Origin of the sequence: Haloechinothrix aidingensis (genome assembly GCF_013450155.1) — a bacterium.
Classification (GTDB): Bacteria; Actinomycetota; Actinomycetes; order Mycobacteriales; family Pseudonocardiaceae; genus Haloechinothrix; species Haloechinothrix aidingensis.
On sequence record NZ_JACCKD010000001.1, the window covers coordinates 670894 to 683633 of the forward strand.

At 67.1% G+C, this 12740-nt stretch carries 12 protein-coding genes; 5 read left to right on the forward strand and 7 right to left on the reverse strand.

Translation table 11 applies throughout. The features are described from left to right. Genes iolB through iolC form a run of 3 tightly spaced genes read right to left on the reverse strand, consistent with a single transcriptional unit; the run spans position 1 to position 2763 of the window. A complete protein-coding gene (iolB, locus tag H0B56_RS03300; protein WP_180891414.1) occupies positions 1 to 882 on the reverse strand; it encodes a 5-deoxy-glucuronate isomerase in 882 nt (293 codons plus the stop codon). Beyond that, positions 879 to 1736: a Cgl0159 family (beta/alpha)8-fold protein gene (locus H0B56_RS03305; protein ID WP_425484488.1), complete on the reverse strand. Its 858-nt coding sequence runs from the start codon at positions 1734 to 1736 to the stop codon at positions 879 to 881. The genes iolB and H0B56_RS03305 overlap by 4 nt, the downstream gene beginning before the upstream one ends. A gap of 40 nt (positions 1737 to 1776) precedes the next feature. Then, positions 1777 to 2763, reverse strand: coding sequence for a 5-dehydro-2-deoxygluconokinase (gene iolC / locus H0B56_RS03310; protein ID WP_343063733.1), 987 nt, complete (start codon positions 2761 to 2763; stop codon positions 1777 to 1779). A 172-nt stretch (positions 2764 to 2935) separates the two neighbouring features. On the opposite strand from iolC, the gene H0B56_RS03315 reads away from it, so the two are divergent. From H0B56_RS03315 to H0B56_RS03335, 5 genes are all read left to right on the forward strand, one after another. Beyond that, positions 2936 to 3982 carry a LacI family DNA-binding transcriptional regulator gene (locus tag H0B56_RS03315; protein ID WP_246360786.1) on the forward strand — a complete coding sequence of 349 codons (1047 nt, stop codon included), beginning with the start codon at positions 2936 to 2938 and terminating at the stop codon, positions 3980 to 3982. Positions 3983 to 4115: 133 nt separating this feature from the next. Further along, positions 4116 to 4424 (forward strand): type VII secretion target, encoded by a 309-nt coding sequence (locus H0B56_RS03320; RefSeq protein ID WP_180891415.1) that lies wholly within the window; start codon positions 4116 to 4118, stop codon positions 4422 to 4424. Further along, positions 4421 to 6673, forward strand: a complete 2253-nt coding sequence (locus H0B56_RS03325) for a DUF6571 family protein (RefSeq protein WP_180891416.1) — start codon at positions 4421 to 4423, stop codon at positions 6671 to 6673. The genes H0B56_RS03320 and H0B56_RS03325 overlap by 4 nt, the downstream gene beginning before the upstream one ends. Beyond that, positions 6673 to 7773 carry a hypothetical protein gene (locus H0B56_RS03330; RefSeq protein ID WP_180891417.1) on the forward strand — a complete coding sequence of 367 codons (1101 nt, stop codon included), beginning with the start codon at positions 6673 to 6675 and terminating at the stop codon, positions 7771 to 7773. Before H0B56_RS03325 ends, H0B56_RS03330 begins: the two co-directional genes overlap by 1 nt. A gap of 6 nt (positions 7774 to 7779) precedes the next feature. Then, positions 7780 to 8955: a hypothetical protein gene (locus tag H0B56_RS03335; RefSeq protein ID WP_180891418.1), complete on the forward strand. Its 1176-nt coding sequence runs from the start codon at positions 7780 to 7782 to the stop codon at positions 8953 to 8955. On the opposite strand, the gene H0B56_RS03340 is transcribed toward H0B56_RS03335, so the two are convergent. From H0B56_RS03340 to H0B56_RS03355, 4 genes are read right to left on the reverse strand one after another with little or no spacing between them, the layout of a single operon-like run. Next, positions 8914 to 9873: a metal ABC transporter permease gene (locus tag H0B56_RS03340; protein WP_180891419.1), complete on the reverse strand. Its 960-nt coding sequence runs from the start codon at positions 9871 to 9873 to the stop codon at positions 8914 to 8916. The genes H0B56_RS03335 and H0B56_RS03340 overlap by 42 nt on opposite strands. Next, positions 9870 to 10772, reverse strand: coding sequence for a metal ABC transporter permease (locus H0B56_RS03345; protein ID WP_180891420.1), 903 nt, complete (start codon positions 10770 to 10772; stop codon positions 9870 to 9872). The genes H0B56_RS03340 and H0B56_RS03345 overlap by 4 nt, the downstream gene beginning before the upstream one ends. Positions 10773 to 10780: 8 nt before the next feature. Next, positions 10781 to 11548: a metal ABC transporter ATP-binding protein gene (locus H0B56_RS03350; protein ID WP_180891421.1), complete on the reverse strand. Its 768-nt coding sequence runs from the start codon at positions 11546 to 11548 to the stop codon at positions 10781 to 10783. A 3-nt stretch (positions 11549 to 11551) separates the two neighbouring features. After that, complete coding sequence (locus H0B56_RS03355; RefSeq protein ID WP_343063734.1) at positions 11552 to 12568, reverse strand: metal ABC transporter solute-binding protein, Zn/Mn family; 1017 nt, start codon at positions 12566 to 12568, stop codon at positions 11552 to 11554. Positions 12569 to 12740: the final 172 nt, after the last annotated feature.

The following is a 12740-nucleotide window of genomic DNA, read 5'->3' on the forward strand; positions in this document are numbered from 1 at the left end:
TCACGCCTTCCCGTCGCGGTCGGTGCCGAACGGCAGCCGGGGGTCGATCTCCTGCTGTTGCCACTCCTCGCGGATCCACCCGTGCGCCGGGTCGTCGCAGATGCGCCAGGCACGCTCCTCGCCGGGGCCCGCCATGACGTTGAGGTAGTACAGGTCGTACCCGGGGACGGCCATCGACGGGCCGTGCCAGCCGTGCGGGATCAGCACCACATCGCCGGAGGCGACCTCGGCGCACACGTCGATCGGACCCGCGTCGGAGCCGTACACCCGCTGGTAGGCCATGCCCGGTCCACGCGGGCCGGACCCGACCTCGAAGTAGTAGATCTCTTCCAGCCGGCTCTCGCCTTCCCGTTGCTCGTCGTGCTTGTGCGGCGGGTAGGACGACCAGTTGCCTGACGGGGTGAGCACCTCGCAGACCAGGATGCGATCGGCGTCGAAGGTGTGCGGCAGGCAGTAGTTGTTGACCTGCCTGCTGCAGTTTCCCGCCCCGCGCAGCTCGGGCCGGGTGTTCGCGGCGGACTGGTAGCGCGGGGCGAGGGCGTGCTCGCAGCGGGAGGAGGGCAGCGCGAACCGGCCGCCGGTCTCGCTGGTGATCACGGCTGCCGCATCGCGCGGGAGGTAGGCGAAGTCGGTCGGGCCGGAGAACACGTCCGCCCGGCCGTCCAGCGCGAACGACTGCCCGGCGCACTCCACCGAGCAGCTCCCGGACAGCGGCAGCACGAGCATCTCGTCGGCTCCGGTCGTGACCCGGTGGCTGCCACCGGGAGCCAGGGTGAGGACCCGGAGGCCGGAGTATCCCCAGCCCGCGGACTCCGGGGTGACGGCCACCGGGTACGGCCCCTCCTCGGTCGATCCAGCGCGCAGGTGGTACTTCGAGTTCACAGCAAGCTCACCGCCTCGTCTACGGCTCCGGCAACGTCGTCGTCGTGCGGGTACAGCAGGGAGCGCCCCACGATCAGTCCGTACACAGTGGGCACGGCGAGTGCCCGGGACCAGCTGGCGAAGGCGGAGTCGCGGTCGGTGACCTCCCCGCCGAGCAGCAGCGCAGGCAGGGTGGACGAGGCCATGACGCGCTCCACGTCGTCCACTGCGGGCAGTTTCAGCCAGGTATGCGCCGAGGTGCGTCCGAGGCCTGCGGCGATGGTGATCGAGCGGATGACCGCTTCGGGGGAGAGGTCGTTGCGCAGCGCCCCGTCCGTCCAGTACGACACGAACGGCTCGATCATCGCCATGAGATCGCGGTCGGCCAGCTCGTCGACCGCCCGCGCGGTGCCTTCCAGCACCGACGGGGTGCTGGGGTCGTCCAGCGCGATGCGGGTGAGCACCTTCCCGCCGTCGAAGCCCGCCGCCGACAGCGACTCGGCGTCGTAGCCGGTGAACCGGTCGTCGATCTCGAAGGTGGACCCGGCGAGCCCGGAGCGGTTCATCGACCCGATCACGACCTTGCCGTCGAGCGCGCCGAGCAGTAGCAGGTCATCGATGATGTCGGCGGTGCCGAGGATGCCGGTCACGCCAGGGCGGTCCAGTGCGACGCGCAGCCTGCCGAGCAGCTCGGCCCGGTCGGCCATGGCCTGCGGGTCGGAGCCCACCGCGTTGGCGCCGCGCGCCGGATGGTCGGCCGCGATGATCATCGCTCGGTCGCCGGAGCCGACCGGGGACTTCGCGGCCGCGCGCCGGGCCGCGGCCTCGGCGATCGCGGCGGGTTCGTGCACCCGGGTACGCACGATCCGGCTGATCTGCGCGTCCGGCAGCCGGTAGGAGCCTGCGCTGTGGTGTTCAGGCACGGGACACCTCCCCGAGCTTGCGGCGCACCTCGGCCTCTGTGGGCATCGCGTCCGAACACGCGAACTGCCCGGCGACCAGCGCACCCGCCGCGTTGGCGAACGCGATCGTGCTTTCGGTGTCCCAACCGGACAGCAGCCCGTGGCACAGTGCCCCGCCGAAGGCATCGCCTGCGCCCAGCCCGTTGACGACCTCCACAGGAGCCGGCGGCACCTCCACAGGGCCGGTCCCGTCGTCGGCCAGCACCCCGCGCGGTCCCTGCTTGACCACCGCGAGCTCGATACCGCGCTCGCGTAGCGCGCGGGTGATCGCGACCGGCTCGGTCAGGCCGATCGCCGTCTCGCACTCCGCGATGTTGCCGACGGCCACGGTGACGTGCTCCAGAGCGGAATCGATCACCGCGCGGGCCTGTTCGGCGGAGTCCCAGAACATCGGCCGGTAGTCCAGGTCCAGGATCGTGATCCCCCTCCGGCCACGAGCCCGCAGCGCGGCGAGCGTGGCCGACCGGGACGGCTCGGTGCACAGCCCCGTCACCGTGGTCCAGAAGATGCCTGCCCCCGCGATCGTGTCGAAGTCCAGCTCGTCGGCGGAGATCTCCAGGTCGGGGGCCTTGGGTTCGCGGTAGAAGTACAGCGGGAAGTCGTCCGGCGGGAAGATCTCGCAGAAGGTCACCGGCGTCGGCAGGCCGGGTACCGCGGTCACGAAACGGTCGTCCACGCCGTAGCCCCGCAGGGCCTTGTGCACGAACGTGCCGAACGGGTCCTGCCCGGTGCGCGTGATGACCGCGGAGTCCTGCCCGTAACGAGCGGCGGCCACCGCGACGTTCGTCGGGCTCCCGCCCAGGTACTTCCCGAAGCTGGTCACATCCGCCAGCCCGACACCCACCTGCTGCGGGTAGATGTCCACACCCACCCGGCCCATCGTGAGTACGTCGAACCGCGCGGGGTGTGGGGTGTCGACGCCGCCCGTGCTGGCTGCCACCGACGCACCTCCTCACTCGCTGGGTTTACGATCTAGAGCGCTCTACTAGCGCGCTCTAGTACCCAGTACTATGATGGCAGTCACAGGACATGTCAAGGGAGCGTTATCCGGCCATTACCGAAGCCGTCCGCGGTGGTGTGCGAGTCTGGTGGCCGACCGGAACGGATGAGGTATGCAGGAGCAGCCAGCACAGCGAGCGGGCGATGACGGCGGCCAGCGGTCCGAGCGTCGCCCGACGATGGCCGACGTCGCGGCGAGGGCCGGAGTGTCGCGTGCCCTTGTCTCCCTGGTCTTCCGCAACGCGCCGGGGGCGAGCGAGCAGACACGGGAACGGGTGTTCCAGGTTGCCGAGGAGATCGGATACCGCCCCGACAGTGCGGCGCGTTTGCTGGCGAGCAGCAGGACGAAGGTGCTCGGCGTTACGATCACGCTGCGTCACCCGTTCCACGCCGAGATCGTGGAACGGATCTACCCGGTGGCGGAGGAGCTGGGGTACGAGATCCTGCTGTCCGCCGTGGCGCCGACGCACAGCGAGCACCGGGCGATCGATGCGTTGCTCGACCACCGGTGCGAAGGCGTGATCCTGCTTGCGGAGGTCGACGAGCACTACCTGTCCACTGTGGGGAAGAAGGTTCCCGCCGTTGCGGTCAGTACGCGCGCCACCGGGGCCGGTGTGGATCTGGTCCACTCGGCGGAGGCCAAGGGAGTGCGGCAGGCCCTGGACCATCTGATCACACTCGGCCACAAGAAGATCGTCCATATCGATGGTGGGGACGGCGCAGGGTCGACCGAGCGCCGCCGCGCCTACCGGGCAGCGATGCGCAAGCACGACCTCGCCGGGTTCGCGCGGGTGATCCCTGGAGACCACACCGAGCAAGCCGGGGTCCGGGGTGCGGAACTGATGCTGAGTGAGGGCGAGCTACCGACGGCGGTGCTGGCCAGTAACGACCGGTGCGCCCTCGGCCTGCTGGACGCGCTCAGGAGGGCCGGCGTGCGGGTCCCGGACGACGTCTCGGTCGTCGGCTACGACGACAGCCACGTGGCCACGCTGTCGTATATCGACCTCACCACAGTGCACCAGGACGTGGAAGGGATCGCGCAGCGCGCCGTGCGAGCCGTCGTCGAGCGCATCGAGGGCACCGGATCCGAGTCCAGGGAGATCGTCCTCGAACCGAGCCTGGTGGTGCGTGGCACGACCGCGCCGCCCCGCTCGGTGTGACAGGACTGCCTGGCCGAACCCGATCCTCTGTCCCGGTCGGATTGCCGGAACGTCGCGCACCGGAGGGCGACGGCTGGCAGAATGATCGCCGCTGTGAGCGATCGCGTCGAGGGGGACCGGGAGGTAGTAGCGCGTGGCGGATATGCACATCGACACCGACAGCGTCAGTTCGGTGGCCGGGCAGGTGGAGAAGATCGCCGATGCGATGCCCGAGGCGCTGTCGGGAGCCGTGGACGAGGTCGACGCGGTGATGTCGGGAAACGGCTGGAGCGACCTCGCAGGTGAGCTGAGGCGGGGACTGTCGGACTTCGTCGAGTCCTACGATCTGCTGACCAGGCAGGTGACCGGGTTCGGCGAGGACCTGCGCGCCTGCGTGGCCAGCTGGAACGAGACGGAAAGCGCGCACGCCGAGGTGTTCGCCAGGTACGGAGAGGACCTGTGACCTACTTCGAGCAGTTCTACAACGCCGATACCGGCGAGTTCCACGATGCCGCGCGTGCCTGCGGCAGGGCGGCCGAGGCCGTGCGCGACCGGGCCGACGACTTCCGGAACAAGGTCGTCGAGCATCTCTCGGATACTTCGGAGTCCGGGGTGTGGAGCGGTAAGCCCGCGGACGCGGCACAGGATCCGATGCTGGACGTGCTGGCGGCGTTGAACCGTGCGGCCGACCAGCTGGAGGAGGTGCCAGGGCTGCTGGAAGGCTACGCCGATGACGCGCAGTCCCTGCAGTCGCGGCTGCACGAGATCGTCAAGTCCGCCGAGGCGCGAGGCATCGAGGTGGACACGACCAACGGCTCGGTACACGTGCCGGCGGAGGTGGCCGAAAAGCTCGCCGCGGAAGGCGAGCAGGATCCCGCCCTAGCGGTGTCCCAGGACATCAGCCGGGTGATCAACGAGAAGAACGACCTGGACCGCCGGGTGGCACCTCAGGTGCGTGAGGCCCTGAACATGGAGCTGAACGCCCACACGGTGGGTGACGATTATCGCTCGGATGCCAACCGTGCCGCGGAGCTGGTCGAGGAGTTGAGCGAGGGCTCCCTTGCGGGGACCGACGAGGAGCGGGCAGAGCTTCTGGCGCTGCTCGCCGAGCACGGTGACGACCCGAAGTTCGCGGGGCAGGTGTTCGATGAGCTGGGTGGCAGGGGCTCGGTGGAGGCCCTGTCCGTGATGGCACGTCTCGGGTCGGCCGCTGCCATGCACGGCGAGGATGCTGCAGAACTCTCCCGGCAGACCGGAGAGCTGCAAGCACAGTTCGGGAGAGCGTTGGCGACGGCCACGGACCCGGATTCGCCGTATGCCGTTGATGTGTCCGAAGGCTCGGAGTGGATGCAGGAGTTCACCGCGGCAGGCGAAACCAAGATGGATATCGGCTTGCCGAGTTACGAACCGTACGGGTATCAGCTCATCGGTACGGCGTTGCGCTCGGGAGACTACTCGAGCGAGTTCCTGAACACGCTGGGCACGGAGATGCTGGAGTTCGAGCGGGGTGACCCCAACGACTCGGACGACTCGGGTAATCCGGACGCCTTCCGGATGAACGTGCCGACCGATCCGATGCACGAAGGCTTCCAGCTCAACCACATTGACGATTCCGGTGCCGGGTTCGATCCGTTCGACGGCCTGATGATCGCGATGGAGGGCAACCCGGAAGCGGGCCGCGAGTTCTTCGACCCTGCTGCGCACGACGGTCGGATCGAGTACATGCTCGATCGAGGCGACTGGAACGACCTACCCGCGCTGCACAATCCTGGCGCAGACTACGACAACCCCAGCCAGAGCTACGTCCTGGACACGCTGGCCTCGGCCACCGATGGCGCCGAGCGGGGATCAGTTGGTAACGATATCGCGGTCGAAACCATCAAGCATGTCGGCAGTACCGATGGTGAGGCGGTTGGATTGGTCAATGACACCGCTCGGGAAAGTATGGGGCAGCTGCTCGAGGGGCAACTCGATCACATCAATGAAGCGTATGGCCCCGGTACTTCTCGTTTTGAGGACGAAGTCGGCGTCACTCTGAACCGGGTTCTCGGTGATGTGGCCTACAGCCCGGAAGCCTACGGGAACTTGAGCAACGCCCAGAACGCTTATACGGCTCTACATATGAACGAGGCTGCAGCAGCCGGAAACGAGGCTGTACTCAAAGAGCACGCCGCGAGTATGGGGAATGTAATGGCGCAGCTTGATCAGGGCAAGGCTGCTGCGATCGAGGACAAGTGGAGCGGCGAAGAAGACGACTACAACTCACGCGTCGACGCTGTGGGGCGAGTTGGCGGGTATGCGATAGGTGTGGCTACGGAGTCGGTGCCTGTTGTCGGTGATGTAACCAGCGACGTATTGGACGATATCGTCGAGCGGAGCAAAGTCGACTACAGCGATCACGCGGAAGGCGAAGTTGCGCGATTGAACTACGACTCTTCGAAGGAGATTTCCCGGATGACCGAACAGATTATCTGGGAAAACGGACTGTACGAGACGAGCAAGGACGTTCCGGCCAACCTTATGCAAGGTGGAGATTCGGATGGGAAACCGATCCCACTGTCCGATATGACGGACGCTCAACGTGATTCTTATGATAAGTGGAAGTCAGAGAACGAGAAGTATTCCGAGACTGCTGGCGAAGCCTTAGCGGACGTTAATAATTCCTACAAGACGGGTTCCGTGTCCGCCGGGCAGAGTCAGGGTGACAGCTGATGCTGCACTTGCAATCGCGCGTCGCGCGGGCGTTCGTGATGCTCGTCTCGTGTGCCGTAGTTATCTCGGCGTGCACGACATCCGAGTCAGACGAGTCCGATCTGTTGTGTGGTGTTATTGACCCGGCCGAAGCGCGAAACGCGTTAGGTGATCAGGAGTTAGAATTCGACGGATCGGACACAGTTGAAGAGGATCCGTTATCCTGGGAATGTGTTGCTACTTTCCCTTCGGGAAGCCGATTGTCCCTGCGCCTCGAGTATGACGCGGGGATGAAGGACGCTATTACACCTCAGATCGATACGGCGTCGGCGGTGTCTTTGGGTCGCGTTCGGCCAGGAATGATGGTGCGCGACCGGACCGGCACCGAACCTTTGGTTGGTGGGTTCTTCTATATTTCGTGCCCGGAGAGCAAGGAGCATCCTCGCCTCCTTGGTCTTGTGGGAGATCCTGCCGAGAGCGACGTCGTGGATGACAAGCCAGGTTACCGGGATCTTGCGACGGTTCTCACGATCGCGGGCAATGGCGTTCGACGTTCCTTGGGGTGCGGCGGACCCGCTCCGTTACCTGACGACCAACTGGTCGTGCCATCTGATGTGCCTCCGGACGGCGTCCGGTTGCGTACTCAGTCGGACGTGTGTGGGGTTTTCGATGCTGATGAGCTTATTGATCTCCTCCCCGGCAGGGAGGACGGAAGCACCACGTGGAACGTGTGGCAATCGCCAGGTGACCATGACCCGATCTCGTGCCAGGTGTGGCCTGATCCGGTCAGCGACGAGACTCGGTCCGAGGATCGCGGCGCCGAGGATGGCCCGGTGATCGCCTTTTCCCGGGCAGGCGGGGTAACGGCTGAGGGGTATGACCTGGATGCCTCTCGTGATCGGCACGATGGTGAACCGTGGGGTCGACACCTGGACGGCGATGGCTACGAGGCTCAGGGCGAGTTCCGGTTCAAGTGCCAGTGGAGTCCGGAGGACTTCCATGTTTATGTTGCTCGCTACGACGATGAGGTAATCGATGCGCGCGACATGGAAGGGTTGTTCAATAGGTGGATGCATGATCGTGCGCCTGTCTCACGTTGCCCCGGGTCAGATGACGGATGACGACTCGTGTTCGACGCGACGGTCCTGAACTCCGTGCGCGAGGGCCTCATGGTGCCGTGCCGTGTGGCTACGGTGGCGGCGGCCGTCGTGCTGTTGGTCGCTGCGTGCACCGGTTCAGAGACTTCGGAAGCGGATCCTGATCTGTGTGGGGAGATCTTCAACAGCTCCAGTGTTACGGAGACGCTCAAGATACCGATAGCTGAGTACGAAGGTGACACAGGCATCCGATTTTCATACTCGGACTCGGAGCGCTGGTCGTGCTTCATACATATGCCGGAGGGCGGTACGATTGAGCTGACGCTGCACGATCGAGTCCGTGCTGGCACGCTGGGAACGGTAGCTGATGCGCCAGTATCGATAGGCGAGAAAATCGATGGTGTTATCAACTACCGTTGGGCGTCAGAAGTGGCGACCGGGTATGTGGCATTCGGCTGCGAGAAGGGTACCGGTGCTGGCGACGGTTCATACAGCCTTGTGGGCCGAGCGAACCGTTTGACAGTGGATAGTGTTGGCTACCGGGAGATCGGGTTGCTGTTCACTATGGCTGCCAACGGCTTGCGTGCGCGCCACGGGTGTGAAGGCGAGTCGTTCCCGTTGCCAGTCGATTTACCCGACGCCCCGGAACTCACTACGCTGGAAGACGTCGAGCACGTATGCGAAACGTTTCCCGTAGAGGAACTGTCGGCATTGTTACCGGTGGATGAGGATGGTGTGACCGAGTGGCGATCTCCTGGGAGTTCCTACCCCGCCGAGTCGTGTCAGGTCTGGCGTAAACCTACGGGTGAGCAAAGGCAGCGGTCCGAGGACCACGAACAAGATGCACCGGGGTCCGAACGTACGATGTACTTCTCACGAATCACCGGTGCCTTGGGTGATGCGTACGATCTCGATGATGACGTGGTTTTTGGGGAGGCTGCCGAACCTTGGGCGAGTGAGCTGTCCGAGGAGAGCTACGTCAATGATTCCCGGTACCGGGTGATGCGCTTCTGCGACGGGGTCAGCCATGTCTACCTGGGTAGTTTCGCCCAGGATACGGTCTCTCGCACTGACTACGAGGCGCTGTTCGAGCGGCGGATCGTGCGCAGGCGGAGCGCGACGGGTGCCCGGTGGGGGTCGGCTGACCGGCCGGTGACGTGCGGCTCACCGGTCCCGAGAGGGTGCTGCGGTGGTATGTGTGTCTGATGGGCGTGCTTGCTGCACGGGAATCGCCGTCCCGGTCGCCGTGCCACGAGCCGACTCCCGATGCCGGAACCGGCCAAGCCGTCCGCGTCCTCGTCCGGCCAGCCACGCCAGCGCGAACAGCGCGACACTGGCCAGGCCGATCGATCCGGGGATCGACGAGTCCAGGTGCTCGGCGAGCCGGTAGCCGAGCAGCGAGCTCGCCCAGCCGATGCCGATAGCCGTCAGTAGCATCGCGCTCAGCCGGGACGCCACCTGGTGCGCCGCCGCTGCGGGAACGACGAAGAACGTGATCACCAGGATCGCCCCCACGCTGTCGAACGCGACGACCGCGACCACGGTCACCGCGACCAGCAGCACGGTGCTGACGGCCCGGCCACGCAGCCCGGCCGACTGGGCGAAACCCGGGTCGAACGTGCTTGCCTTCAGCGGGCGCCACAACACCACGACCAGGATCGCGACGGCGATCGTGGCGCCGCCGGTGATCAGCAAGGACCGTGGCACGGCGTGCCCGGCGAGCTCCACGGTGCGCAGCGGCGCGAAGGTGAGGTCGCCGTAGATAGCCGAGTCGACGTCGATGTGCGCTCCCGAGGCGTACGTACCGATCCCCAGCACGCCGAGGGAGAACAGCGCGGGAAACACCAGCGCGAGTGCGGCGTCCGGCGCCACCAACCCGGTGCGGCGCAGCCACTCGAACCCCGCGACACAGATCAGGCCGAACGCTGTCGCGCCGAGCACCGTGAGCACGCTGCCACGCTGCCCGGTCAGCACGAAGATCAGCACGATCCCGGGGAGCACGGCGTGGCTGACCGCGTCCGGCAACAGGGCTTGCCTGCGGAGCACGAGGAAGCTCCCGAGTACGGCGCAGGCCGTGGACAGCAGGCCCGCGATCACGATGATCATCAGCGCGTCGGTACTCATCGCGCCCCCTCCACATCCCGCGCGGCCTGCCCGCCTGTGCGGCGCCTCGCGACGACACCCCGGCGTGGCGCGAACAGCACGGCAAGCACAGCCACGGTGGTCGCGATGAGCACGATCACCGGCCCGGCAGGCAGCTCGGCCTTGCCCGAGACCACACCACCGGCCACACCCGCGACCGCGCCGATCAACCCGGCAAGCGGAACCAGCCGCGCCAGGGTCGTCGTCAGCTGCCGTGCCGCGACGCAGGGGGCGACCAGCAGCGCGACCATCAGGATGGCCCCCACGGTGCGCACCCCGAGCACGATGGCCACAGCGAGCAGCCCCGTGCTCGCGGCGTCCACGATCCACGGTCGCGCCCCGATCACCGCGCTGAACCCGGGATCGAAGCTCGCCGAGCGCAGCAGGCGGAACCACACCAGCAGGCAGCCGAGCGCGATCGTCCCCAGGGTGAGGGTCAGCGCGATGTCCTGCTCGACCATCCCTGCGGCCTGGCCGAGCAGGTACGCGTTCAGCCCTGCCTGCTGGCTGTCGCCGGTGCTCGCGATATGGGTCAGCAGGACGAGGCCGAGCGTGAGCGAGACGGACAGCACTACCCCGATGGCGGCGTCCGGTGCGATGCGGGCCGAGCGGACCATCGCGGTCATCGCCAGCGCCGCCGCCGAGGCCGATGCCGCGGCGCCGAGCAACAGGTACTCGGGAGAGGCCGCGCCGGCCAGCAGGAACGCGATCGCCACACCGGGCAACGTGGCGTGACTCATCGCGTCACCGAACATCGCGCGCCTGCGCAGCACGAGGAGCGGTCCGAGGGCGCCCGCGACGAAACCGAGCGCTGCCGTGCCCACCACGACGACCGCGTCAGGGTAGGGCAGCGGTAACGAGTTCAGCAGCCAGTTGAGCATCCCTGTTCCTACGCCTCCACCGTCGCCGCAGGCTGAGCCAGCGGAGCGATGCCGTACGCGCGTTCGAGGTTGTCCGCCGACAGCGCATCGCCGACCGGCCCCTCCGCGACCACGGTTCCTGCCAGCAGTACCGCGTACGCGAAGCGGTCCCGCACGGTGCGCAGGTCGTGGTGCACCGCGAGCACCGTGACGCCCGTGGCGCACAGCCGCTCCAGCAGCGAGAGCAGATCGCTCTCGGTCCGCGCGTCGACGGCGGTGAACGGTTCGTCGAGGATCAGCAGGTCGGCGCGCTGTGCGAGCGCGCGGGCGAGGAAGACCCGCTGCCGCTGTCCCCCGGACAGCTCGTCGAGCGGGGTGTCCGCCAGCCCCTGCACGCCGGTGGCTTCCATGGCCTCGGCGACGGCGATGTCGTCCTCGGAGGTGAGCCTGCGGAACCACCCGCGATGCGGGTACCGGCCCATCTCGACGACCTGCACGGCGGTGATGGGAAAGTCCTCGGCCACCGCGTCCTGCTGCGGCACGTACGCGACCCGGCTACGTACCCTGGCCAGCGGGCTCCCGAAGAAACGGGCCGAACCGCGCGTGGCGGCCAGCAGTCCGAGTGAAGCTTTGACCAGTGTGGACTTGCCGGAGCCGTTCGGGCCGACCACCGCGCCGAACGTTCCGTGCGGCACGTCGAGATCGACGCCGCGGAGTACGGTGCGACCGTTGTACCCCGCGCGGAGGTCGCGCAGGCTCAGGGCGGCGGTGTCCTCGTGCTGTTCCGGGTGTGCCATGGTCTACTGTTCCGTTCCTGCCAGGCCTGCCGCGATGCGTTCCGCGTTCGCGCGGAGCATCCCGATGTAGGTTCCCTCCGGGGTGCCGTCGTCCCCCGCGGCGTCGCCGTACAGCTCCGCGCCGACAGTGACCTCGTGGCCCCGCTGCTCGGCGGCTGCGACTACGGCGTCCAGGGTGTTGCGCGGGACGCTGGACTCCATGAACACCGTCGGTACCCCGGCATCCGTGACGAGCCCGGTCACCTCGGAGATGTTGGCGGTCGTGGCTTCCTCCTCGGTGGAGATGCCCTGGATGGCTGCCACGTCCATGTCGAACGCCCTTCCGAAGTACTGGAAGGCGTCGTGCGAGGTGACGAGGGTGCGATGCCGCTCGGGGATGGCCTCGAGCTCGCGCTCTATCTCCTCGTACAGGGCCAGTATGTCCGCGCGGTAGTCCTGTGCCCTGACCCGGTACGCATCGGCGTTGTCGGGGTCGAGCTCGGCGAGCTCGTCGGCGATCACGCCGACGACGTCCGCCCACAGCCGGGGATCCAGCCAGACGTGCGGGTCGTGCTCGGTCCCCTCCGGCGCACCCACCTCGGGCTCGAGCAGCCGGTCCTCGTCGAGCTGCTCCCCCACGAGCACGACCGGTTTCGTGCGGGCGAGCTCGGTGAGCGTGGGGCGTAGCGACCCTTCCAGGAACAGCCCGACGGCGAACACCGCGTCCGCCGCGCGCATCTCGTCGAGGTCGCTCGCGCGAGCCTGGTACAGGTGCGGATCGACACCCGGCCCCATGAGGCGTGCGGTTGCCACGTCGTCGCCGCCGACACGGTCCACCGTGTCGGCAAGGAAGTTGGTCGTGGCGATGACCCGGAGCCGGTCGTCACCCTCCCCGGCGGAGGCGTCGGATCGCAGCGCATACCCGACGATCCCGGCGGCGATCAGCACCACCACGAGCGCCAGCGCCCCGATTATGACGGCCTCGCGCCGCCTCTCGCGTTGCCGCCCCCGCCGGTATTCCGCGTAGCTGCCCGCATCCACGATCGGTGAACTCCCTGTTCAGACAATAAATTTCGGCATGCCGATATCACCTGTTCGGTTGACAGTACATTGTTGTTCGGAGGAAGCCAATCCGCAATGGCGGTGCGGGACACCGCACAGTGCCGCAGGGCGATGGGGAGGTGGCACACCACGGGCGGGGCGGGCCGGTGGC